Here is a 22,520-nt window from a genome sequence, read left to right as displayed (position 1 = left end):
GGAGACCGACATGTCTGGACCGAAAGTCGTTCGTATCGTGACTCGAGAAGAGGTCGAGGCGGTCTGCCGGCGGGAAATCGCATTCGCACGCGCGGCGGCCGACGATCTGATGCGGGTATATGATCGCGGTGGACGCCTCACTCCGGAGGTAGAACAGGGAATCCGGGCCAGCATCGGGCGACTAACCACGCTTCTGTCCTCCGGGCGCTACCTCGAAGTTCAGAAGCAGGCACCGGAGGTTGCGGCGTTCTTGAAGTCGGAAGCTGAACGCGTGACGCGCGAAGCGATCTCGGCAGCCGAGACAGACCGTCAGCGCCGGCGGCGGCTTGCTGATTCAGCGACGAGCTTAATCCAGGCCTTCATGGCTGCCGGCAAAGATGTTCCGGCCGAACTCTCGGCAGTCCCTCAGAAAGTCGGAGGCGCAGATGAGGCTGCGCTGTCAGAGCTCAGGACATTGCTCGACAGATGGCTGCGAGATTTGGCGGCCGTCCCACGTCCGGATCAGCGCACGAGCCCGGATCTCGAGCAGCTCGCGGCCCGTCTCGGCAATGCCGGTCCGCCGGTCACGCTAGATCAATGGACGGCGGCGAACGCTCCCGCACACCCCAACGACGCTCGGATCGACATCGCACTCGCAACGATTGATGCGCTCGGCGATGTCGAGCTCGTCGAGGCCCTGCGAGTCCGGCTTGAAGCCGTACGTGCCGCTCCCGCAGACAGGCGTGCCGTCCTAACCGATTCCCTACTTCTTGAAGCATCCCGGGAAGCTCAGCGCGTTCGAAACGAGGGTACCCTCCGTGCTCGGCTGCGTCAGATGTTGGCTGGCCTCGAGGCCATTGGCACGAAAGCATGTCTGGTTCAGGCTGGGGAACTCAAGGCGATGCTCGGAAACGGCGATTTATCCACCGCGGAAGGCCTGCTTATCGAGGCGAGCGCCGTGTCGGAGCGTGAAGTGGCCCAAGTGGCGGCCGACGGCCGCCGCAGGGCCGTGCTCAGTGGGCTGGCAACTCTCGGCTACGAAGTCCGGGAGGGAATGGCGACAGCGTGGGTCCGGGATGGTCGCATTGTCTTGCGCAAGCCGGGAACAGCGGACTACGGAGTGGAGATCGGTGCGCCCGGAGACGTCTCACGTATGCAAGTGCGAATTGTCGGCTCGGACCAACCAGCTATACCTCGAGACAGCGTGCGCGACCGAGATCAAGAGGTCCTCTGGTGCTCCGAGGTATCGCGGCTCCAGGAGTTGGTTCAGCAGGCCGGCGGAGCGCTCGTCGTGGAGCGTGCTGCCGAGCCGGGAGTGCAGGCCGTGAAAACGGTCACGTTTGAAGACGCCGCGGTCACGAGCACTTGTGGCAACGAACGCCCGATGAGAGGAAGAACTCGCACGTAGGCGTCCGGCTCATTTCACTGAAGTGCTACCTCCCGCCTCGGCCAAACCTTAATTCCGCAACGCGGCTGAACGTGCTGTTGAACACGGTGGGTGTCGAAATCTGTCAGCGACGGATGCGTCGCAGCACGCCTGCTCTAGACCCATGCAGACCTTCTGCGCGCGTCAGCATTCCGGTACTAAGCCGGCGAATTGCTGCGGCTCGTTTAGGTGCATATCCTTACGAAATACGTGCAGAGTAGTGTGATCCGGGAACAAGACAGACAGTTTAAGACACTGTAGCTCGCAGATTTGCCGCTGTGCGCAACAGTCGTAGCTGATGATCCGCTTTCGATTCGGGAGGTTCGTTTGGCCGGTGTTCGCAAGACGTTAATCGCACACGGCCGACTCGCAATTCGCGAGATCCGTCTCGCACTGGCGAAGAACGGAAGCTTTGGTGCCGCAGTCATGACCTTTGAACAGGCCGCCGCGCGTCTCGCCGGCGGCTTCAGCCGCCCTATCGACCAGGACACGTTGCGGCAGACAATTCATCGCGTGCTCCCGACGACGAACCTGGGCGAACTCGACGGCATTAAGTTGCTGCCCGGGATGACGGGGGCCGCCGCTGACACCCTGCACAAGGCCTGGCGCGCCGGCATCGACCTCCAGGCACGCGCGACGGAGAACCCGCGCCTCAACGCCGTCGCAGCTTTGGAGCAGGCGGTGGTTGCTGCGTTGCCGCCCGGCATGCTTCGTCCGTGCGACCTCGCTGCCCTGGCCGTCAAGCGCCTCGACCACGCTCCAGCGGTGCTGGGCCGGATCGAGGTCGTCGGCCTGACCGAGATGTCGCCGTGCTGGCGCCCTCTGCTGACTGCGCTCGCCGGCAAGTTGCCGGTGACCTGGATGGCAGGTCCGCGGCACGTCCCGGATTGGCTCGGCGAAACAGGTGCCGTCGTGTCGAACACTCCTGCCCTGTCTCCATCCGTCGCCATTGAGAGCGCCGCGACGGCGCTGCACGAGGCCATCGAGGCCGTGCGCTGGGCCCGCGAGCTGGTCGCGAGCGGACGCGCCCGGCCGTCTGAGATCGCGATCGCCGCGGCCAGCCCGGCCGAATACGATGACCATCTCCTGACGTTGCGGTCGGACGCCAACATCGACATCCGCTTCGTGCACGGCACCAGCGCGATGGCGACCCGCGACGGACAGGCCGCAGCCGCCCTCGCCGACGTTCTCGCGAGGGGCCTGTCGCAGGTGCGTGTCCGGCGCCTGGCCTCGCTCTGCCGCGACTGCGGTCTCTTCGACGGACTGCCGGACGGCTGGACCCGCGTGCTGCCCGTCGACGCGCCTCTGACTTCCGTCCGGGCCTGGGACAGGATGATCGGGTCCCTCGCCGCGAGCGACTGGCCGGACCGCGTCGACCATGGGCCGAAGCTCCGCGCGGTGGTGGACGTTCTTGGCAAAGGTTTGGACGAGGCCGAAGCGGTCGGACGCGCCGTTCTGGGGAAGCCGGCCCTGAAGATCTGGCTGAAAGGCCTGCAGAACGGACCGGCCGCGGCCCTGCCTTTGACGCTCTTGGCTCTTCGCATCGACGACAGCTCCGAGGCTCCCGCCGCCATTGCCTGGATGCCGGCCTCCGCCCTGGCGGCGAGCCCGCGCCCGTTCGTGCGCCTGCTCGGGCTGACGTCGCGTGCTTGGCCCCGCCTCGCCTCGGAGGACCGACTTCTCCCCGACCACGTCGTCCGCGCCGAGGAGCTCGACCCGCTACCCATCGGCGCCGCCGACAGGCGCGACTTCGACACAATTCTGACGACGACCGCCGCCGAGGTGGTTCTCTCGCGCCCGCGCCGCGACGGTGAAGGCCGGCTGCTCGGCAAGAGCCCGCTGCTGCACGGCATCGCCGCCGACGAGGCATATCTTCGGCGCAACCGCACGCCGCTGCATGCCATGAGCGAGGCCGATCGGCTCGCGGCCCGGATGGACGAGCACCGCGCGTCGCCGCTCGCGATCTCGGCTGAGGGGTGCTGGATAGACTGGCACCGGGCCGAGGTGACGCCGCACGACGGTCTAGTGCGAGCCGGACATCCGATGGTCGCCCACGTGCTGGGACGCGACCAGTCCGCGACATCGCTGCGCAAGCTGCTGCGCGATCCGCTGGGTTTCGTGTGGAAATACGGGCTCGGCTGGAAGGCCCCGTCAATGGGCGGAGAGCCTCTGACGCTCGAACATCGCGAGTACGGCGAGATCCTGCATCTGGCGCTCGAAGGCGCGGTAAAGCGGCTCGAGGCGGCTGGAGGGTTGGCCGCGGCTACTCCCGCCGCCGTCGAGGCAGCGGTTGCCGAGGCGCTCGCGGCGGCAGCCGCCGGGTTCGAGGCGGAGCGCGCCGTTCCCCCGCCCGCCATCTGGCGCCGGACGCTTGGCGAGGTGCGCGAGCTGGCGGGCGACGTGGTCAGGCCCGACGGCGAGGCGCCGCTCCCCGGCCAGCGCAGCTTCGCCGAGGTGCCGTTCGCACGCGCCGATCATGCCGACGTCGGGAACCTGCCGTGGGACGCCGCCGCGCCCGTCGAGATCCCCGGCACGGCCTTCCGCACGTCTGGCGCCATCGACAGGCTCGACCTCTCCGGCGACGGGACGCTGGCCAGGGTGTCGGACTACAAGACCGGCCGTCCACCAAAGGACGGCGAACCCTACGTGCTGGCCGGCGGCAGGGAACTCCAACGCTGCATCTACTCGTTCGCCGTCAAGGCGCTGCTCGGCGCACACGTCCAGGTCGAGGCGGCGCTGCGCTATCCGCGCTTCGGCCGGTTCCTGCCGCTTGAGAACGGAGACACCGTGCTCGCCGAACTGACGGGTTACCTCGTCGCGTCTCGTGACAGCCTCCGCGCCGGGCGTGCGCTCGTGGGGCCAGACACGGCGGACAAGTACAATGACCTCGCCTTTGCCCTGCCGGCAAACGCCGCCAAGGCCTATTACCGCCGAAAAGCAGATGCCGCGACCGAGGCCATGGGCGACGCCGCGCTTGTCTGGGAGGCGATCTGATGACCGCGATCTCCAGGACGCTGACCGACGAGGCGGCTCGCATCACCGCCATGACGGCCCACGACCGCTCCATGTTGGTCGAGGCCGGCGCCGGATCGGGAAAGACGGCGGTTATGGCCGGCCGCATCGCCATGATGCTGGCCTCCGGCGTCAGGCCCCGCAACATCGTCGCGGTGACCTTCACGGAGCTCGCAGCCAGCGAGCTGCTCGCCCGGGTACGTGACTTTGTCGAGGAGCTGCTCGCCGGCCGCGTCCCGGTGGAGCTGCGCATCGTCCTTCACGGCGGCCCGGACTCCTCCCAGACGGCGGCGCTGCGGACGGCCGGTTCCGAGATCGACGAGATCACCTGCTCAACGATCCACGGCTTCTGCCAAAAGCTGATTAAGCCCTATCCCGCCGAGGCGGACATCGACCCCGGCGCCTCCGTGGCGGACCGTAACGAAGCCGACTTGGCCTTCGCGGACCTCCGCGACGCGTGGATCCGCGAGCGACTCGGCGACGCCGGCAGCCCGCTCCTCGCCGAGATGGTCGCGGTGGATCCCGTCGAGACGGTTGGTGCGGTGACCCGCGTCTCGGATTGCATGCGCCGCTCCCGCGACGTGCAGCCACCGCCCGTGCGGCCCCTCGCCGTAGCAGTGGGCGCTTTCCGCGACCGCGTCGCCGAGTTCCGCGCGTTCATGGACGGGGCCAGTTGCGCTGAGGCCGACACGGCCGCATGGCTTGGCTGCTTCGAGGCCATGGCAGCGGCCTCGGCTTCGGCTCTGTCGGATGATGGTCCCGCCGTCCTCGTGCGCCTGGTCAACACGGCCGCGCACGAGGATCTGTGCACGAAGACCGGCTTCAAGGCTTACAAGAAGAAGGGCCCCTGGAACACTGCCGCGAAGGCGGCGGGCTTGTCGAAGACGGAGGGCGAGCGCCTGTTCGACGCCGCCGAGCGCCACTACAAGGCGGCCTGCGAGGCCTGGACGGCCACCATCACCAATGCGTCGGCCCGTTTGCTGTCCGACCTCATGGCCGAGCTGCGTCCGCTGATCGGCCGCTTTGCGGCCTACAAGCGCGCCGCCGCGCTTCTCGACTTCGACGATCTCGTCTATGCCGCGCGGGACCTGCTGCGCCGACATGAGCCCGTCCGCCAGGCGCTCGCCGCCCGCTATGCGCGGGTGCTCGTCGACGAGTTCCAGGACACCGATCCGATCCAGTCGGAGATATTCTGGCGCCTGTGCGGCGAGGCCGCGCCGGGCTCCGATGACTGGCAGGCGCGCGTGTTGCGGCCCGGCGCGCTCTTCCTGGTTGGCGATCCCAAGCAGGCCATCTACCGCTTCCGCGGGGCGGATGTGCGGGCCTACGTAGCGGCGCGGGAGGCCATCGCCGCGCAGGATTCGACGAGCGTCGTCGCCATCGCGACGAATTTCCGCTCCTGCCGCTCGATCCTGGAGTTCGTGAACGGCCGCTTCGAGACGCCGCTTTCGGTCACCAACAACCAGCCGGGATTCACCGCCCTCGACCATTGGCACCCGGACCGGGGAGAGCATCCCTGCGTGGCCGCGCTCGACGTCGAGGTGCCGCCGGGCGGGGAATCGGACGCGCAGCGCTCGGCCGAAGCCGAGGCCGTGGCGGAGTTCTGCGCCCGTTTGATTGGCAGCCACCAGGTCTACGACCACAAGCTCGACGCCCATCGCGTCTGCCGTCCGGGCGACATCGCCCTATTAGCACCGACCGGAAACGACCTCTGGCGCTTCGAGGAGGCGCTGGAACGCCGCGGCGTCCCCGTCGCGACCCAGGCGGGGAAGGGCTTCTTCTGGCGTCAGGAGATCCAGGACCTGATCGCGCTGACGCGCGTTTTGGCCGACGCCCGCGACACGCTTGCCTTGGGGGCGTTGCTGCGCGGGCCGCTCGTCGGCCTGACTGAGGAGGAGCTGCTCGACATCGTCTGGGCGCTGCCGCGCGATGCCGGCGCGACCGGCCCAGCCCGCCTCAACCTGTGGACCGATCCGGCCCATATCGCGCACCCGGTCGCCTCGGACATGCTGTCGCGGCTGCAGGAACTCGCCAAGCGCGTCAACGGTACCACGCCGCACGACCTGCTCTCGCGGGCCATGGCCGAGATGCGGGTCCGCGCCACGATCCTCGTGCGCCACCGCGGCCAGGCCGAGCGTGCCTTGGCCAACGTCGACATGTACCTGAACCTTTCCCGACCCTACGCCATCCGAGGACTGCGCGCTTTCGCCGAGGCGATGGCGGTGGCATGGGAGGACGAGGCCAAGGCCGGCGAGGGTCGTCCGGACGCCCAGGAGGAATCCGTCTCCCTTTACACAATCCACGCCGCCAAGGGCCTGGAGTGGCCGGTGGTGGTGCCCGTAAACACCTCGACCAAGCTGATGGAGGGCGTCGGCGCGGTGATCGACCGCCAGTCGTCCTGCTTGTTCTGCAAGGTCTTCGGCGTTGCTCCGGCCGGATACGAGGCGGCAGCCGACGACGAGAAGGCCGAGATCGCCCGCGAACGCGTCCGGCTCTGGTACGTCGCCGCGACCCGGGCCCGCGAGCTGCTCGTCGTGCCGCGCCTCTCGACGGGAGTGGGCGGCCGCAGTTGGCTAGGCGTGGTCGAGCTAACACTCGACGAGCTGCCGGCCGTCGGCGTGTCGCACTATCCGGACACCCTGTCGGCTCCGGCGGCGCATGCGCCAAACGCCCAGACCCGCACCGTCTTTGCGGCCGAGGCCTCCGTGGTGCTCGCCGCGTCGCGCGGACTCGCCTGGAAGTCGCCCAGCCGCCACGAGGACCGCGACAAGCCGACGGCCGTGGCGCAAGAGCCGGAGGTCCTGGTCGCCTCTGAGGAGACCGGAGGCGAGGATGCGATCGAGGACGAGGAAATCCAGGGCGGACGCGAGCGCGGTCTCGTCATGCACAAGCTCTTCGAGGAGGTCCTGAATGGCGAGACGTCCGACGGCGAGGCTGCGCTTGCGGCACGCGCGGCTGTGCTGATCGCCGAGCTGGGCTACATGCCGGCGGAGGACCCGAAGTACGGCTGCTCGCCACGCGAACTGGCAAGAACGGTACGGCGTGCGCTGGCTCTGCCAGAGATCGCGGCCGTGCGCCCCACCCTTCTCCCTGAGTGCCAGGTGTACGGCTTCTCCGCCGAAGCCTCGGTAGACATGATCGTCTACGGCATTGCCGACGCGATCGCATTCGATGGCATGGCACCCACCCTGGTGGTGGACTGGAAGAGCGACGTGGATCCGTCGGAGAGCATCGTGTCCGGGTACCGAGACCAGGTCGGCGACTATCTGCGCGCAACCGGTGTGCCCGAGGGCCTAATCGTGTTCCCGACTAGCGGACGCGTCGTCCGCGTTGTCGCCTAATATTGGAAACGTGCGAACACGCGTTTCCAACCAGGCAGTCAGTTCCTGCTTTTTGGCGAACACGCGGTATCGATAGTCCGCATTTGGCGTCCGGAGCACACCTGCGTCTCCAAACAGGTTTTTCAAAATTTCTGGGCGACGGGATCTGACAACCACGCGTTCAGCGTTGTTGCGGTCGGCCACTGCGGAGATAAAGCCGTCGTTGAAGCAAACCCACATGCGCGCTCCCTCAGGATCGCGCGATGTTGGCGACGACGTCGCCGGTGTAGTGGTGCTCTTCACTCCATTCCGCGTCATCCAGCTTGATACGGAGGTGCGGCTGTTCCGGCGGTTGCTCTCCGAACCAGGTAGCATTTACCTTGACCCGGCATCCCATGCCGTTCTGGACGAATGCATCCGGCTCGTTTGCGATCAGAAACGTTCCATTCGCTAGCCCGGAACGGTAGGTCCCGCCTTTTCGGATGTGGATCACGCGGGCGTTCTCGACAAACTTCGTCGAAACGGGTTTCGCATTTTGGCAAGTGTCAGGGGTGGTCGTATTTTTCCAGCCGATTTTCATGAGCCTACCTCCGTAAATGATCGAGTAAGTAAGTTCGGTACTATCTATTCACCCATACATATCTATCGTTTGAGGCAACGATATCGCCTTGTGTTTTAATGGCATTGATATTTGCGTAGACGGTCGCACGGTTTGAATCAGGGAAATTTGCGACGATCTCAGCCGACGATAGGCCTGAGTCCCCTGCCTGCTTCAGCAACTCGCGGATGCGCCCACGTTGGCTGCTTGCTCGACGCTTGCCCTCCTTTTCACCGGATTCGCTTAACCCTAGAGCTTGCAGAGATTGAATGGCCTTGGTTAGCTTTTCTAGCCGGCTGCGAACCTCTTCTCGCTCTACGATAAGCCTGGAGAGCGCCGCGTTGATGTCTTCGCTGTTCATTGGATCCCTCGTTTTCAGTACCAAGACCATAGCTGAACTATCTATTTTTTTCAACATAAAAATATGAATTTCGTAAGTTTTTCTAGGCGTGTGTAGCGACCGTTGCGCTCTGGGCGGTCGTCTGGACGCGAACCAGAAGGCACGACGCTTTGCCGCCCTCGAAACACACGGCGGGCGCCAGGACCAGTATCGAGCAACCCCAAGTTGCAGCTGGTCGCCATGGTGCGGACAGCAGTGTCTGCAGGCTGGGTCTCGGCTGATGCGAGCCATGCGGCACGATGCCGGGCCGCGACCGGCTACAGCCAGGCCCACGACGCCTATAACCAGATCTCGCCAGAGACGCCGGTGCCGCCTTGTTCGTCCAGGACGACGATGCATGCGGCCCCCGGCAGTGGTACTCGCCATCAGCCGTCGAGCATTCTCGGAGCGCCCTCTATGTGCCGGAAGGGTTCTCGCGGCGGCCTGCGTCGCCGAGGGTCGAGCGCGCTTGGGACCGCATGCGTGAAATCGTGGCCGCCGCGAAGGCTCACGAGGAGGAGGATCATCAGGCGCAGGAGATAACCGGCCTCATCGCTGCTGATAGGGCGATGGATCAGGCGTTCGCGAGTGTGAGCGCGTATGCCCTTCGGATGCGCGTGGAGAGGGCGACAACCCCAGCCGGTCTCTCGGTCAAGGCCGCCATGATCGCATCCCTCCACGCAGAGATGGACGAACTGCGCCAAGCCCGGGATGGATACGATCCGAACAACCGGAGCCCGTTTCCGGACCTGTGCTCGCTGCTCTTGGACCTGATCGAAGCGGGCGAGCGCGGCGGCGCAAGTGCAGGGGAGGGAGTCTAGGAACCGAGGAGGTTGACGCGCGTCCTCTGGCCAGCAAGAGCGATCAAAGATTCAGCCCCGAACGAGGCCCCGCAGCATGCCCCCGCTGCGGGGTCTTTTTCTTTCTAGAGAGCCAGCAGGGTTCACCCCCCGCTGCGGTTCGCATACCGATCCTTCTTCTGCCTGTTTGTCTGACCTTCCTGCGTTTTAGCAGGAGCAATAATCAGCTTGAACCGGACCGTGTTCTGTTTCCAAGAAGGGCGCTTGCGGGCTTTATGGCTCATGAATGCCGTCTCCGTTGCAGTGGAGCGGATGCTACTCGAAAGGGCGCTTGCCGGCTTCACCGAAACGCCGACAACCCGCGCTGTCAAAGTCAGGCCGATTCTTCACGAGCCAGTGAAGCGGCGAGCTTCCGCCGCAGCATATGCAATCGCTGGGCTGCTTCGGCGAAGTTTGGCGTTTCGCTCATCCATCGCAGCTCGCATGTAAGCCATCAAGTCGCCGATCACTCTCTCTATCGCCTGCCGCCGGATTCCGGCCTTGTCGGCAGCAACCAAGCATTCAAAACCTAGGCGACACGCCTCCGCATCCATCCGGCCGGGCGTGACGAGTGTTTGCGGCAGATTTTCAGAAATCCACGCGGCCAAAAACGTTCGAACGCGCTGCGCCAACTCCGCCTGTGGCTTGGTCACTTCAGTACCAGCTTTGTTGAAAAGGACGGCTTCTCATAAGCCCAGGGTCGGCGCGCTGTCACCAGAACCGTCTATAATTCGGCCCAACAAATCGGGTCGTTCTGACTCGACCAGACTTCCACTGGAGTGATGCGGGACGCCAGGCTCTCTGACGTGATGCCGATGTTGCCGGGTGCCTGCACGGTGCTCGCTAGCGGAAGAGTCCGGCCACAGCGAGGGTTACACCGACTGCCAGGGAAGTGACGATGAGCAGGGGGCAGATCCAAATGCACGTCATCGTTCCGCAGGAACGCGCGCCTTTGTCCGCGTCTGACTATATGGCTGCCGCCAGCGTGCAATGTGGTTGGGTATCGAGGCCCCTTCGAGGCGGTTCACTCGTCACACAGCAGAGGTCCTGATGTTCCCGTACTCCACCAGCAGCATCGATAGCTGTCGCACTAGAGCCTGCCGACCGAATGAGCCAGCCGCCCCGCAGTAAGATGAACCGAAACGGCCACCTACTGACGACCGTTCTAAGAAGCCCTGCAGCATGCCAGCTGCAGGGCTTTGATTAACCGCCATCACGCTCAGGCGTGCCCGGAGTACCGCACAGCGGTCATTTTGAAAAAACTAGAACCGAGAAGCTGTTTTCTCTAAATGTGTTTGGATAGAACGGGCTCACGGCTGTGTTTATCTTCTTGCCAAAATCAGCGGCCCCCTCGGCAGTCATAGAATACAGCTTCTGATGCTCTTCGTCATAGGCAAGAACCTTCACCATAGCCCTTGTCCCTAGAGCTTCGACCGGCTTGTAGGAATCAGCGTCGACCTGCTCGAAGACGTTCAGATTGGCGCTGAGGCCATTCGCGGCAAATAACCGCTTACTTTTCGGGTCGAAGACCAGGCCGTCGTTGCCGCCGCCAATCTCGGCTGTGTAGCCGACGGACCCGTTTTCCGTGTTCATAACAATGAGCGATGGCTTGATCCGGTCATTTCCCCGGCACGCCACAAACAGGCGCTTGTTGCCAGCGTCCAGCGCTGTGCTGTTGGCCTGCCCGCAACCTGTGGTTGGCCACTGAGCCGAAACCGTCATGCCTTTGGTGTCGATCCGATAGACGAGGTCGAGATCCCTGGCGGCCAAGAACATCGTGCCCGCTTCGTCGAAGGCGGCATGCTCCAGCTTCTTGCTTGCGAGTTTGATCGAGCCAATCTTTTGAAGCGACGGCGTTTCGAGGACGACAATTTCTGAACCGGTCGCGCCCGCGGCCATGTTGACAAAAAGCCGCTTTGTGGCGGGATCGTAGTGGCTGGTGTCGAGTTCCTCACCGATCTTGATCGGCTCGCTTGCCTCCAGAGTGGAGAGTTTGAACGGCGTCAGTGTTCCATTCTCGTTGTTCGAGACGCCGAGATCGAACTCCGGGATGAGAACCGCGCCGTTCGAGCTCGCTGCCGGCGTGCCTTGAACCGTGGTGAGCAGACCTCCGGTTTTCGCATCGACGACCTGCAGGCCATTTTTCCTGTGGCCGAGAAAAAGGCGGTTCGCACTGCTGTCGAACGTGATGTAGTCAAAAGCGGCCGTACCGCTGGTCACCGGGATCGTTCGTTCGAGGTGCCAACCATCATAAGGCAGCGCGGGCGTGACTGATAAGGCCGTTAGCAACAGAAATACGGACGCACGCATAGTACCTCCCATGTGGCCGATGCCCGTTTTGGGTCGTTCGTTCACGTGCAGGCTACTCCTGGACCAAGGCGCAGTACAGCAGGCGCTACCATTAGCGCCGAGCACCGCAGGCTGCTGCGCCAACCAATGTCTGTGACGTTTGGAGGCCGGCGAGACCAGGCAGTGCTGCGGAAAGCGTCGTTTCCCAAGCCGTGGCCAGATCTATCCCTTGTAGGCGACGAGGACTGCTCCGATTGCGATGAGCGCCACCCCAAGCCAATTCAAGGTAGCCAGGCGCTCGCCGAGAAAAGCAGCCCCAAAAACCGCAACGAGCACAACGCTCAGCTTATCGATCGGGGCGACGCGAGCGGCATCCCCGAGCTTCAGCGCCCTGAAATAGCAAATCCAGGATGCCCCGGTGGCCAAGCCGGAGAGCGTCAGGAAGGCATAAGTCTTCCCCGATACAGAGGCTAAGGGTTGCCACTGTCCGGTGCCCGCCAGGATCGCCCCCAAGGCGCAGATGATGACGCATGTGCGAATGAAGGTCGCAAAATCCGAGTTGACGTTCTCGATCCCCACCTTCGCGAAAACCGCAGTCAGGGCGGCAAAGGTCGCTGAAAGCAAGGCCCAGAGCTGCCAGGATTGATTAAACGTCTTCATCCAGCCATCTCCGCCACGTCTGGGTGACGATCAGCTCTGCGTGTTCACTTCGTCAAGCTGACCTGTCCAGAAAGAGGCCCCACGCCCTTCGGCACGGGCACGTCAGAGGCTGCGTAGCTGAAGGTATGCTTCGGGTAGCCCGGTCTACTGAGGAACCCGAGCCGGCCCAACTCGTTATCGGCCCAAGTTTGGATGATCCATCCATGTATCGACCAACCCCTGCAGCGTGCTCCCGCTGCAGGGGTTTTTATTATGCGCTTGCGCTTCGGGCCGATAATAGCGGCGAACCCGCCCCTTGGGGCAAGCGGCCGCGGCTTCTCAGAACTTGTAGTTCAGGCCGACACGGACAACGCCCGCATCGTTGTTCTTGCGCGTGGAGACGACCACGCGATCGCCGACGCCATTAAACACCTCGGTGGCGTTGTGATTGCCACGATCGATGTTCACGTAGAGACCTTCGATCTTGGCCGTCCAGTTCGGGGTGAAGGCGTACTCGACGCCGCCGCCGAGGGTCCATCCGGCCTTCACATCGCTGTTCCTGCGGAAAAAGTCGTTTCCGCCGAAGCCCGCATAGGCCAGACCGCCAGTCACGTAGATCAGGGCGCGATCAAAGGCGTAACCGATGCGGCCGCGGACGGTCCCGAACACGTTGTTCGAGTTGGAACGGCCAACGCCAACGGGGTTTCCGAAAGCGTCGACGTAAACAACGCCCACGTTGCGGCGATTGCGGCCGATGTCGGCATAATCGATGTCAGCTTCGACGCCAGCCACGATCTGGCCGAACTGCCAGTTGTAACCAGCCTGAACGCCGCCAATGAAGCCAGACGTGTCGCCGTTGCTCGTTGTCGTCGTCACGCCAGTGACGGTGTTCGCGAACGTGGTGCTCTGGTTTTTCGCAAAAGCGCCGCCCGCATTCACGCCGACATAAAAGCCCGTCCAGGTAAACACCGGGGCGTAGACGATCGGCGCCATCGGAGCGCCCTTTGACGTCGGAAGGTCAGCTGCCATAGCGCCCGAAGCGGCGAGGACGCCAGCTGCGGCAAGAGTGAAAGATCGCATCATGTTAGGGGCTCCTAGGGTTGGAGCCAGTATCTGCTCCCCTTTTAGGACATTTGGCTAGGGCAAAAGAGCAACACTGGCGCGGCTCAAAAATATGCGTGCGCTGACAGCTTGCCAACCGGCAAAAAATTCCCGACACTATCCATTATCTTCTTCCGGCTTGAGCCCCTGAGGAGGATAAAACGGCCGCCGTTTCGCATCCGGCGGCCGTTTTGTTTGGGATTTTGTATAGTTGGCTCCGTGAATATTGAGAATTTGTATATTCCACTGCTGCAACCAACATCTACGCCCTGCGATCCCGCCAGGGCGCGCCGGCCGGGCCGTGTTGATGGCGTTCGATCTGCTGGAACGTTATGGCCGAGATCTCCGGCCGCTGCCGCTCGTGGAGCGCCGCGCCGAGCTGCAGCGCCTTCTGGCCGAACCCGTAGATCGTATCGTGGACGCCCACGACGAACACGGGCCGGACCTGTTTCGGCACGCCTGCGCGATGGGGCTTGAGGGCATCGTCTGTAAGCGGAAGGACAGCGCCTATCGCTCGGGAATCTCGCCGGCCTGGTTGAAGGCCAGATGCCCGAGAGCCGATAAAAGCCTCCGAGTGTCACACGCTCGACTTGTTGAGCAATCCCGTGATGGCCGTGATGATCTGGGCCGGTACGAAGGGCTTTTGAACCAAGATGCTGTTTGGAACGCCGTTTGCCGACCATTCGCCACTACCCGCGCCCGTCATGTAGATGATTGGGATTTCGGGGACGAGTTCGCGAGCACGGTGAGCCACCTGCCACCCGTCAGGTCCAGGCCCTAGGTGGACGTCCGTGATTACTCCGCTGAACCGGGCCATATCTGCTTCGACTTCCTTGAAGGCAGCCGTGCCATCTCTAGCCAAGATGCAGGTGAATCCTGCCTCTGAAAGCGCGTCCTCTAACTGCAAAGCGATGAGGGGTTCGTCATCAACCAGAAGAAGCAGGATCGTTGTGCCGTCATTCATCAACTGCCGCCTGTATTTGATCTGCCCTCACAGTACGTGGTTGAGGATGATCCGGATCGAGGGAGCCGGGCCGTGCGGGTGTTCATGACCTCCGGCGCACATTCCAGGACGGCCAACAGCGCATCGTCAGGAGCAATGGCGGATGTAAGCGGCTCAGTGGCTGCATTGCGAAGAGCAGCGAGCCTCAGGGTTGCGCTCATTCTCGGCCCAAGTCGAATCCCGAACTAACGAGCCCCGGAAAGGGGGGAAGCTGGCTACGGCGAAAGCTTGTACGAGCAGCCTGTGTGTGCCCCTCTCGCGTGAGAGGAAGCCCAGATGAAAACCACCTGCTGCACGGCATGCTACAGGCAATTAGGGGCCACCAGGTTGGACCTGCCACATCAGGATCTCCGCGAGACGGCCACCCAGAAATTCGGTGCTGGGTTCTGGGGCTGGAGCGAGACCAGTTTCGTTTGTTCCGTCTGCGAACAGAGCATCCAACATACCAACAGCAAAACGCACCCGGGCGCATGCTGGACACGGAGCGACGCCCGTATCGTTCGCGTGACTGGCCTGTGAGAGCTGGTGGCCAACGGGGCGGCAGTTTGTGCCAACCTCGCCGAGCGGCCCCGATAACGCCGCCTAAAAAAGGGTAGGCGAGTGGGCTATTGAGGCGCAGCGTCCTTTAGGCCACGAGGGCGGCAATCCGCCATGTCCCGTTGCTCCGGGATGCGGCCATGCCCTCTTACTTTTTTCGCTATGCGAACGGAGTACCTATAATCGAAGCAGACCCCCTCATCCTTGAAAACGAGACTGAAGCCCTGTCAGAGGCCAATTTGGCTGCAGTGGACATTTGGGCCGAGGGAAAGCGCCTTGGAGAAGATCGTTCGCATTGGCGGGTCGAGGTGTACGATGACGCAGACCACCTGCTTTTCACTGTTCCATTCAGTGAAGCGCTGGAAAGCTCGTGAGCGCCTGACAGGGCTGGTTAAAGCAGCAGCGCGAAGTGTGGGGCCTTCTCCGGCTTTGGAATGATCATCACGCAAAAGCTCGGAACGAAATGAGCCCGCCGTTGCGCCGCCGGCGGGCTCAATACGCTGCAGGTACACTGGAGGGGACTTTCCTGCCCCGCCAATATGCGCCGGTACGGTTAAGGCGCGCCTAACATCAGGAAGGCCCACCGCAGCTGGCTTCATGACTCGACGCTTTCATGCCCCCTGGTCGACCTCCCGCATCCCCGGCGGCTTCCTCGTGTCCGACGCGACAGGCTGCCGGCTGATCTACTGCTACGCCGACTTCGAGGGCCGTAGCTCCGTGATGGGCCAAATGGACGCCGCGACGGCAGAGCGCGTTGCCCAAGCCATCGCCCAGCCGCCGGCGCTGCTGAAAGGCGAGGGGGGCGAGGTTTCAAAGTTCTCATCTGTAACGTTGATCCCGGCCGGCCCGTGGAGCGTGGAGGACAGCGACGGCATGTTCCGAGTGAACTCGCCGGGCTATGCGCTCGCCTGCGTCTACTACGCCGATCGCAGGGCAGGGGATCTCACCTGGGACGAAGCGAGGCGGATCGCGGCCAATGTGGCGAAGCTTCCGACGCTATGCCAAACCAGGGCATGACCTTCGTCGTTTACGCCGGAGCGGCGCTCGCCGAGATCGCTGGCTGTTTCGCTTTCTGGGCTTGGCTGCGCCTCGACCGATCGCCCGCGTGGCTCCTGCCCGGAATGATGTCGCTTGCCTTGTTCGCCTACCTGCTGACGCTGGTGGAGAGTGAAGCCGCAGGACGGGCCTACGCAGCTTATGGCGGGATCTACATCGTCGCGGCGATCCTCTGGCTATGGGGCTTCGAGGGACACCGGCCAGACCGATGGGACCTAGCTGGAGGAGCAATCTGCCTCGCGGGGAGCTGGCTCATTCTGTTCGGCCCTCGCGGCAGCGCCTGATCTGCAGAGAACCCGGGCAGCTGCCTCTGAATGTCCCGCAAGGTACAGCCACGATCGATGCGTGGACCTGTTCAAGTGGCCAGCCGACACGTCGCTTGATGCCGCTCAGTTAGGCAGTCCAAGCGCCCTTCTGATCTCGTCGCGCGCTCCGGCATAGTCGGCCTTGAACTCGGCATTCGACATGATTGCTGCACCCAGGGCCGAACCGGCCCGGAAGCCTGCTTCAAGGTCCGAACGATAATGGAGACCCGCAACAACCCGGCTCTCGGCGTATTCTCCAGCGCGTCTCCAGATCTCGTCGTGCTTTTCCGGGAGCATCATCGTGAGAACTGCCGCTACGGCGGTCACCCGCGTCGTATGGCCGGACGGGTAAGAGCCGCTCTTGCTTGGCCTTCCGAGTGACTTGATCTCGGGATTGGCCAGATAGGGCCGGATTCGCCCAAAAAAGGGCTTGGCCGGATCAACCGATGCATCCTCGCTTTCACCAACTCGCGCAAAGAGGTGGGAAGCCTTGGGGAGCGCTTCGGCCTTGAACGCCGGGCCAAAGGTGCGGGCGTACATGTCGAAGACGCTCTCTTCGTCGTCGGCGGCCGCTAACGCAGCGCGCTCGGGAGGCGCTGCTTTCTGAACAGCCAAAACCTCGGCCGATTGCTCTTTTGCGGCATCGCTATCGTTGGCGACCGGCCGCGGCAAGAAAACCCGCAGATCGATGTCCTTGGCCGTCACGTACGGTGCCTCGCCGGCAATCACGGGTGAGGCCAGAAGCATGAGAGCGAGAGCGGTGCGCACAAGCATGGATGCGGTCTCCTGATGCATGACCAAAACGATCAGCGCTGCCTCTAGAGGCAGCGCTGCGAGACTTGTCGAGCGGCACGAAGCCATTGGCTAAGCTGGACAACGCTTACGTTCACCAGCTCTCGAGTGGAATGGTGAGCCATCCGCTGAGCAGCAAGACGACACCTGCCATCAGCCCCAAGGTGACGAACAGCAGCACGGGAAAGAACCCGGAACTGGTTGGCTGGGCAACGACGGTATGAGTGGATGGTGAGAACACGCTGGCAATAGCCATTTCATTTCTCCCAGTGGGAACTGCGCCAAAGCTAGAGTGCGCCTAAGCAGCATGCGCCGTGGTGCGAAATGACACGCGGGGAAGTCTTAGAGCGCCAGGAGCAAGCCTGCCTAAGTGGCAGGTCCACGGGTTCGGCTTGTTGCACGGCTGCCGGAGCCTCGACAGGAAAAAGCCCCGCGGCTGGCGGGGCGTTAGAGTTGCCTCAGGAAGGGTGCTGTCGGTGAGGTCGCTTTTTATTGCATATGGCGAGCGACAAGGCTGTGACTTGCTGCACACGGCTTGCTGAAGGAGTGGCGATCAGCGGCCTGGCTGGCCCGTTTACCTGTTTCACGGCCTGTTTTCTGTAAGCGTGCTATGATCATGCTCGGACTTATCTGGGCGTCAACGCCTTGACGAAGTCGAGGGTGGGACCAAGGCCGAGGTCCTGGACAGGTGCCGACGTGACGAGAAGACGGGCCACGACGCCGCAATAAGACGCAACGCGTGCTCGTGAGGCAAAGCCAACGCTTATATGGCAGCGCTCAGGGTGCGGCTTCGGATCGTTGATTCGTGAATACGTCGCATTCAAGATTGGTCAGCGGTAAGTGGGATGATTGCGCGAGCCGAAAGCTCATCAAGTGCGTCCACTATGTACCTTGAGTAGTGCCTTTCAATCATCGTTGAACTGGTGTCGTGGAGAGCTGCCACCAACCGCGTCGGCAAGCCCGCCCGAAGCCCTCGTACTATCGAGCTATGTCTTAGCGCATAGGGGACCGTGTCAGACGAAAGCCCCGCTCGGGCGATGATTTTTGCCCAGGGGCGGGTGAACTCGGCTGCCGAGCTCCATGGTGCGCGGCGGTCACGCACCCATTTCACGAGCTGAACCTGCCGCCACCGCCAGCGCTCAAGGAGGCATTCGTTCGCAGCTCGCTGTTCGACCGCCGGCCGGAGCGCTGCGATTACATCCGGTCCCACCCTGAAAGGTGTACGATCAACACGCTTCGTCCCCCGACCCTTGCGGCTGGTTGGAATCAAAAGTCGCTGGCTATCAATCTGGACGTCGGCAACGGTCATCCGGATGACCTGAGAAAAGCGTGCACCTGTTGCTGCGAGCGTGACGACGAGGCGGGCAAGATCGCCCCCCCATTCGGTTTCCGCATCAATCTGCCAAGCACCAGCAATCAGCCTGCGAATCTCCTCGTCCGTCAGGACCTGCTTTCTCGCGGCGGCAACATGCGCCTCCTCCGAAGCAAGACCCTCCTTGATCGTTCCGGCCAACTCGATCGGCATGCGGGCACGATGGGCGCGACCGCTCGCATTGAGCGCCGCTTTTAAGTCGTTCACCAAACGTCGGACTGACGCCGGGGCCAACTGTGGTAAGCGCCCGAGCCAACTGCGGAGGTCATCCTCTGTTAATCGATGCAGCGGAGTGGAGGATAACTCGACGTCTCTGAGAACATGCTTAGTAAGGCGCGAGCGAGCGTCCCGTTTCAGGCCGGTAAATTTGCCTTTGATGGCAGCTTCTCGGGCCTCGCGCACGCCGATGTAGGCGTTCACAGCGTCAGCCACCGCGAGGATTGGCCCGGCCCCTGCCGCTTTCTGGTCAGAGCGTTCGCGCTCGACAGTGACCCGCGCCTTTGTCACCGCTTGTTGAAAGGAAAAAGCATGCTGGCCGTCGGGTTCAAGTGCGTCGTCCGCGGTGCCGAGCGTCACCTGCTTGTAGGCTCGGTTCGGCATGTACCAACGCACGACCCACCGCCCGCCCCTGAGCCCGCGCCGGTAGCCCAGGTGTACGTCCGGATCGATGCCACGCCAGTGCATGCCGAGGGGAAGCTTGGACCGCGCGCTACGGGTCGTAATGGGTGCCTCATTGAGTGTGCGTGCCATTCGCGATGTCCAGCTCGTCGAGAATGCGTCTAATATACACTGATGCGCAGCAATAGACAGAGGCATACAAAAATCAGATTAATCAACGCATCCACTGGGTTCCAGTGTTGCCTCGCGTTTCAAATAATTCGCCCTCTCACGGCGAAAACTGGGGTTCGATTCCCCATGGGAGCGCCAATTTTGGCCTGAGCGCCTGCAAACCGGTAATCGGTTCTCAACGCGAAATGTCCGCCGTATCCCCGAACTGATCAGCGCGGCGCTCGACGGATTGCAGGATCTTCTTGAACGCCTCACCGGCCGGAGACAAAGTCCGGCCACGCTTCGTGATGAAGCCGTAGCTCACCTTGAGCCAAGGGAGTTCGAGCGGAAGGATTGCACAAGCTCCATCCGCGAGCTCTCGTCCGATCTGCGAAGGATGTGCGGCGGACAGGGCGTCGCCGGCGATGACGACGTCCTTGGCGGCCGTGAAGGTGTGGGTCAGGACGCGGGGGCGCAAGAGATCCGTGGCAGGATCGACGGCGCCGAAAGGCCCTTCGAGATTAGGCAACCGGGCGCGCAGTGGCTCCGGAAGCTGGGGACCCGCCCAGGGAAACGCCATCAAGTCTTCCATCGTCAGCGGCGTCCGGCCCACCAAAGGGTGCCCGGACCGGCAGAAGAAGTGGAGTTGGGAGTCCCGTATGGGGTCGACCGTGAATTCGGGACGGCAGGACGCCTCGGCGGCGTCCGCGATCCCGACCTCCGCGCGCCCTTCCGCCACATCGGCGTAGACATCCGGCCATCGCTTGACGTCGAGCCGCACGAGCAATCGCGGATGCATCGTCACGAGTTCGCCGATCGCTCCCGCCACCGAGATGTCGGCGGGATAGATGCCGGACGACACGTTGAGCTCACCCTGCTCCACGCCTTTCAGCAACGCGATCTCACGCATGGTCTCGACGACGACGCCAAGGACCTGCTCGCCGCGGGCGACCAGGATCTCGCCGAACGCCGTCGGCGTGACCTGCCCGTCGCGGTCGAAGAGGCGCACGCCGAGGTGGTCCTCGATGTGCTGGAGCGCCCGCGTCAGGGCCGGTTGGGACACGCCGAGCTCCGCAGCGGCGCGACCGAAATGACGGTGCCGCGCGAGCGCCCGGATCAGCTCGAACTGCCTGACGGAATGGATGATGCACTCCCATTATCGGTCGATGTCGCAAATGGTATTGGACGCCTCCGGGTAAGTATGCAACCTATAGCTGTGCAGATCAACTAGAAGTACATATGGAATGTGCAGTAACAATCAAATGACTGATCTGCGAGTAAAGCGTTTGTAGACACGAGCGCCGCGCGCTTCCCCCGCTAGATAAGCATAACAGCTGATTGGTCCTGCTGAGGATCGGTAGCCGGATTCTTTCTAAGTCAACGCAGCTAAAAGTTGCGAGGGAGGTATTGTACATGAAAAAGCCCGTGATATGCAGCGTAGCACTCGGCCTTCTCTTCAGCCTGGCGGCAGCTCCGCCATCTCAGGCGCAGCAGCCCAAAAAGCCCAACATCCTCGTGATCTGGGGCGACGATATCGGGCAGTTCAACATCAGCGCCTACAATCGGGGGATGATGGGCTACCGCACGCCCAGCATCGATAGCATCGCCAACGAGGGTGCTCTGTTCACGGACTGGTATGGGCAGCAGAGTTGCACGGCCGGGCGAGCCGCCTTCATCACCGGCCAGTCGCCAATCCGCAGCGGGCTGACCAAGGTCGGGCTTCCCGGCGCGCCCGAAGGAATGAAGAACGACGATCCCACCATCGCGACCTTGCTCAAGCCGCTCGGCTATGTGACGGGTCAGTTCGGCAAGAACCATCTCGGCGATCGTGACGAGATGCTGCCGACCGCCAACGGTTTCGACGAGTTCTACGGCAATCTCTATCACCTCAACGCCGAGGAGGAGCCCGAGAACGCCGACTATCCAAAGAACCCCGAATTCAAGGCGAGGTTCGGCCCACGCGGCGTGATCCACTCATGGGCCAATCCGGATGGTTCGCAGAGGATCGTGGATACCGGCCCGCTGACCCGCAAGCGCATGGAGACGGTCGACGAAGAGGTCACCAAGGGCGCGCTGGAGTTCATGGATAAGGCCAAGAAGGACGACAAGCCGTTCTTCCTTTGGTGGAATTCCACCCGCATGCACATCTTTACCCACCTGAAGCCGAGTTCGGAGGGCAAGACGGGGCTTGGGATCTATGCCGACGGCATGGCCGAGCACGACGCCATGGTCGGCCAGCTTCTCGCCAAGCTGAAGGAGCTCGGCATCGAGAACGACACGATCGTGATGTACTCCACCGACAACGGCGCCGAGACCTTCACCTGGCCGGACGGCGGCACCACGATGTTCCGTGGAGAGAAGAACACCAATTGGGAGGGCGGCTACCGCGTCCCCACGGTGATCCGCTGGCCCGGCGTCATCAAGCCCGGCACGGTCGTGAACGACATCGCGGCCCACGAGGACATGCTCTCGACATTGCTGGCCGCGGCCGGCGACACGACCGCCAAGCAGGATCTGCTGACAGGCCGGAAGATCGGAAATCGCAACTACAAGGTCCACCTCGACGGCTACGACCTCGCGCCCGCCTTGAAAGGCCAAGCTCCCTGGCCGAGGCACGACTTCATCTATTGGACGGATGACGGCAGCGTCGCGGCCCTGCGGTACGACAACTGGAAGATCACGTTCCTGGCGCAGAAGGCCGAGGGGCTGAAAGTCTGGCAGGAGCCGTTCACGCAGCTGCGCGCGCCGCTCATCACCAACCTTCGCATGGACCCGTTCGAGCGGGCCGAAGCCGAACATGCGATGGGCTACCAGCGCTTCTACATGGAGCACATGTTCGCCATCGCGCCTGCAGGCGCCTTCGTGGGCGCCTGGTTGCAAAGCTTCCGCGAGTTCCCGCCCCGCCAGAAGCCCGGCAGCTTTAATCTCGAGCGCGTCATGGAAGCCGTGACTGCACGCAGCGACCGCTAGCGACGGATCCGGCCTCACAAGGCCGGATAGCCTCCGGGGCGCAAGCGGCGGGAACGTCTGCTTGCGCCTCTTTCTCGTACGACTGGCGCTGGGGCCTTCCACACGCAAGCCCTCACACCGGCCGCTGCACGCCTC

The 22,520-nt window shown here is 63.1% G+C and carries 19 protein-coding genes and 1 pseudogene; 9 read left to right on the top strand and 11 right to left on the bottom strand.

What is annotated here, in order from left to right:
* Nucleotides 1–10: 10 nt before the first annotated feature.
* The 3 genes from AC1DSZ_RS13935 (at nucleotide 11) to AC1DSZ_RS13925 (ending at nucleotide 7,758) form a co-directional block, all read left to right on the top strand.
* On the top strand, nucleotides 11–1,387 hold the full coding sequence (locus tag AC1DSZ_RS13935; RefSeq protein ID WP_476838954.1) for a hypothetical protein: 1,377 nt from the start codon (nucleotides 11–13) through the stop codon (nucleotides 1,385–1,387).
* Between the two features lie 345 nt (nucleotides 1,388–1,732).
* A complete protein-coding gene (locus AC1DSZ_RS13930) occupies nucleotides 1,733–4,399 on the top strand; it encodes a PD-(D/E)XK nuclease family protein (RefSeq protein ID WP_476838953.1) in 2,667 nt (888 codons plus the stop codon).
* A complete protein-coding gene (locus AC1DSZ_RS13925; protein ID WP_476838952.1) occupies nucleotides 4,399–7,758 on the top strand; it encodes a UvrD-helicase domain-containing protein in 3,360 nt (1,119 codons plus the stop codon). The genes AC1DSZ_RS13930 and AC1DSZ_RS13925 overlap by 1 nt, the downstream gene beginning before the upstream one ends.
* 229 nt (nucleotides 7,759–7,987) lie before the next feature.
* Here the strand turns inward: AC1DSZ_RS13925 and AC1DSZ_RS13920 are convergent, their stop codons facing one another.
* Nucleotides 7,988–8,317 (bottom strand): hypothetical protein, encoded by a 330-nt coding sequence (locus AC1DSZ_RS13920; RefSeq protein ID WP_476838951.1) that lies wholly within the window; start codon nucleotides 8,315–8,317, stop codon nucleotides 7,988–7,990.
* A gap of 40 nt (nucleotides 8,318–8,357) precedes the next feature.
* Entirely contained in the window at nucleotides 8,358–8,696 is a 339-nt protein-coding gene (locus tag AC1DSZ_RS13915; RefSeq protein WP_476838950.1) for a hypothetical protein, read from the bottom strand.
* 497 nt (nucleotides 8,697–9,193) lie between these two features.
* Here AC1DSZ_RS13915 and AC1DSZ_RS13910 point away from each other — a divergent pair, with 497 nt between their 5' ends.
* Entirely contained in the window at nucleotides 9,194–9,535 is a 342-nt protein-coding gene (locus tag AC1DSZ_RS13910) for a hypothetical protein (RefSeq protein WP_476838949.1), read from the top strand.
* Nucleotides 9,536–9,900: 365 nt separating this feature from the next.
* Here AC1DSZ_RS13910 and AC1DSZ_RS13905 read toward each other — a convergent pair whose 3' ends face one another.
* The 4 genes from AC1DSZ_RS13905 to AC1DSZ_RS13890 all read right to left on the bottom strand — a co-directional run bounded on the left by AC1DSZ_RS13905 (nucleotide 9,901) and on the right by AC1DSZ_RS13890 (nucleotide 13,510).
* The gene (locus tag AC1DSZ_RS13905; protein WP_476838948.1) at nucleotides 9,901–10,206 is read right to left on the bottom strand and encodes a hypothetical protein; all 306 of its coding nucleotides are present in this window, start codon (nucleotides 10,204–10,206) and stop codon (nucleotides 9,901–9,903) included.
* 595 nt (nucleotides 10,207–10,801) lie between these two features.
* A complete protein-coding gene (locus AC1DSZ_RS13900; protein WP_476838947.1) occupies nucleotides 10,802–11,908 on the bottom strand; it encodes a YncE family protein in 1,107 nt (368 codons plus the stop codon).
* A gap of 156 nt (nucleotides 11,909–12,064) precedes the next feature.
* Entirely contained in the window at nucleotides 12,065–12,502 is a 438-nt protein-coding gene (locus AC1DSZ_RS13895) for an EamA family transporter (protein WP_476838946.1), read from the bottom strand.
* Nucleotides 12,503–12,820: 318 nt separating this feature from the next.
* Nucleotides 12,821–13,510, bottom strand: a complete 690-nt coding sequence (locus tag AC1DSZ_RS13890; protein WP_476839164.1) for an outer membrane protein — start codon at nucleotides 13,508–13,510, stop codon at nucleotides 12,821–12,823.
* 379 nt (nucleotides 13,511–13,889) lie between these two features.
* On the opposite strand from AC1DSZ_RS13890, the pseudogene AC1DSZ_RS13885 reads away from it, so the two are divergent.
* Nucleotides 13,890–14,066: pseudogene (locus tag AC1DSZ_RS13885) on the top strand (hypothetical protein); the annotation flags it as partial.
* Nucleotides 14,067–14,159: 93 nt separating this feature from the next.
* Here the strand turns inward: AC1DSZ_RS13885 and AC1DSZ_RS13880 are convergent.
* Nucleotides 14,160–14,546, bottom strand: coding sequence for a response regulator (locus AC1DSZ_RS13880; RefSeq protein WP_476838945.1), 387 nt, complete (start codon nucleotides 14,544–14,546; stop codon nucleotides 14,160–14,162).
* A 716-nt stretch (nucleotides 14,547–15,262) separates the two neighbouring features.
* Between AC1DSZ_RS13880 and AC1DSZ_RS13875 the strand changes: the two genes are divergently transcribed.
* From AC1DSZ_RS13875 to AC1DSZ_RS13865, 3 genes are all read left to right on the top strand, one after another.
* The gene (locus tag AC1DSZ_RS13875) at nucleotides 15,263–15,496 is read left to right on the top strand and encodes a DUF6894 family protein (RefSeq protein ID WP_476838944.1); all 234 of its coding nucleotides are present in this window, start codon (nucleotides 15,263–15,265) and stop codon (nucleotides 15,494–15,496) included.
* A gap of 280 nt (nucleotides 15,497–15,776) precedes the next feature.
* Nucleotides 15,777–16,139: a hypothetical protein gene (locus tag AC1DSZ_RS13870; protein ID WP_476838943.1), complete on the top strand. Its 363-nt coding sequence runs from the start codon at nucleotides 15,777–15,779 to the stop codon at nucleotides 16,137–16,139.
* Nucleotides 16,136–16,462 carry a YnfA family protein gene (locus AC1DSZ_RS13865; RefSeq protein ID WP_476838942.1) on the top strand — a complete coding sequence of 109 codons (327 nt, stop codon included), beginning with the start codon at nucleotides 16,136–16,138 and terminating at the stop codon, nucleotides 16,460–16,462. Before AC1DSZ_RS13870 ends, AC1DSZ_RS13865 begins: the two co-directional genes overlap by 4 nt.
* A 105-nt stretch (nucleotides 16,463–16,567) precedes the next feature.
* On the opposite strand, the gene AC1DSZ_RS13860 is transcribed toward AC1DSZ_RS13865, so the two are convergent.
* From AC1DSZ_RS13860 to AC1DSZ_RS13845, 4 genes are all read right to left on the bottom strand, one after another.
* Nucleotides 16,568–17,257: an acid phosphatase gene (locus AC1DSZ_RS13860; protein ID WP_476838941.1), complete on the bottom strand. Its 690-nt coding sequence runs from the start codon at nucleotides 17,255–17,257 to the stop codon at nucleotides 16,568–16,570.
* Between the two features lie 112 nt (nucleotides 17,258–17,369).
* The gene (locus AC1DSZ_RS13855; protein ID WP_476838940.1) at nucleotides 17,370–17,531 is read right to left on the bottom strand and encodes a hypothetical protein; all 162 of its coding nucleotides are present in this window, start codon (nucleotides 17,529–17,531) and stop codon (nucleotides 17,370–17,372) included.
* A 564-nt stretch (nucleotides 17,532–18,095) separates the two neighbouring features.
* Nucleotides 18,096–19,397, bottom strand: a complete 1,302-nt coding sequence (locus AC1DSZ_RS13850; protein ID WP_476838939.1) for a tyrosine-type recombinase/integrase — start codon at nucleotides 19,395–19,397, stop codon at nucleotides 18,096–18,098.
* Between the two features lie 214 nt (nucleotides 19,398–19,611).
* Complete coding sequence (locus tag AC1DSZ_RS13845) at nucleotides 19,612–20,535, bottom strand: LysR family transcriptional regulator (protein WP_476839163.1); 924 nt, start codon at nucleotides 20,533–20,535, stop codon at nucleotides 19,612–19,614.
* A 293-nt stretch (nucleotides 20,536–20,828) separates the two neighbouring features.
* Here AC1DSZ_RS13845 and AC1DSZ_RS13840 point away from each other — a divergent pair, with 293 nt between their 5' ends.
* The gene (locus tag AC1DSZ_RS13840; RefSeq protein ID WP_476838938.1) at nucleotides 20,829–22,385 is read left to right on the top strand and encodes an arylsulfatase; all 1,557 of its coding nucleotides are present in this window, start codon (nucleotides 20,829–20,831) and stop codon (nucleotides 22,383–22,385) included.
* Nucleotides 22,386–22,520 lie beyond the last annotated feature (135 nt).

The sequence above is a fragment of the Alsobacter sp. P4_H11 genome, from assembly GCF_056400925.1.
This window is presented reverse-complemented; position numbering and strand designations above follow the sequence as displayed.

What these genes read in the sequence shown, in the direction of transcription:
- AC1DSZ_RS13935 (WP_476838954.1), top strand. Translation starts at nt 11, where the DNA reads ATGTCTGGACCGAAAGTCGTTCGTATCGTGACTCGAGAAGAGGTCGAG.
- AC1DSZ_RS13925 (WP_476838952.1), top strand. Translation starts at nt 4,399, where the DNA reads ATGACCGCGATCTCCAGGACGCTGACCGACGAGGCGGCTCGCATCACC.
- AC1DSZ_RS13920 (WP_476838951.1), bottom strand. Translation starts at nt 8,317, where the DNA reads ATGAAAATCGGCTGGAAAAATACGACCACCCCTGACACTTGCCAAAAT.
- AC1DSZ_RS13915 (WP_476838950.1), bottom strand. Translation starts at nt 8,696, where the DNA reads ATGAACAGCGAAGACATCAACGCGGCGCTCTCCAGGCTTATCGTAGAG.
- AC1DSZ_RS13910 (WP_476838949.1), top strand. Translation starts at nt 9,194, where the DNA reads ATGCGTGAAATCGTGGCCGCCGCGAAGGCTCACGAGGAGGAGGATCAT.
- AC1DSZ_RS13895 (WP_476838946.1), bottom strand. Translation starts at nt 12,502, where the DNA reads ATGAAGACGTTTAATCAATCCTGGCAGCTCTGGGCCTTGCTTTCAGCG.
- AC1DSZ_RS13890 (WP_476839164.1), bottom strand. Translation starts at nt 13,510, where the DNA reads ATGGCAGCTGACCTTCCGACGTCAAAGGGCGCTCCGATGGCGCCGATC.
- AC1DSZ_RS13880 (WP_476838945.1), bottom strand. Translation starts at nt 14,546, where the DNA reads ATGAATGACGGCACAACGATCCTGCTTCTTCTGGTTGATGACGAACCC.
- AC1DSZ_RS13875 (WP_476838944.1), top strand. Translation starts at nt 15,263, where the DNA reads ATGCCCTCTTACTTTTTTCGCTATGCGAACGGAGTACCTATAATCGAA.
- AC1DSZ_RS13865 (WP_476838942.1), top strand. Translation starts at nt 16,136, where the DNA reads ATGACCTTCGTCGTTTACGCCGGAGCGGCGCTCGCCGAGATCGCTGGC.
- AC1DSZ_RS13860 (WP_476838941.1), bottom strand. Translation starts at nt 17,257, where the DNA reads ATGCTTGTGCGCACCGCTCTCGCTCTCATGCTTCTGGCCTCACCCGTG.
- AC1DSZ_RS13855 (WP_476838940.1), bottom strand. Translation starts at nt 17,531, where the DNA reads ATGGCTATTGCCAGCGTGTTCTCACCATCCACTCATACCGTCGTTGCC.
- AC1DSZ_RS13850 (WP_476838939.1), bottom strand. Translation starts at nt 19,397, where the DNA reads ATGGCACGCACACTCAATGAGGCACCCATTACGACCCGTAGCGCGCGG.
- AC1DSZ_RS13840 (WP_476838938.1), top strand. Translation starts at nt 20,829, where the DNA reads ATGAAAAAGCCCGTGATATGCAGCGTAGCACTCGGCCTTCTCTTCAGC.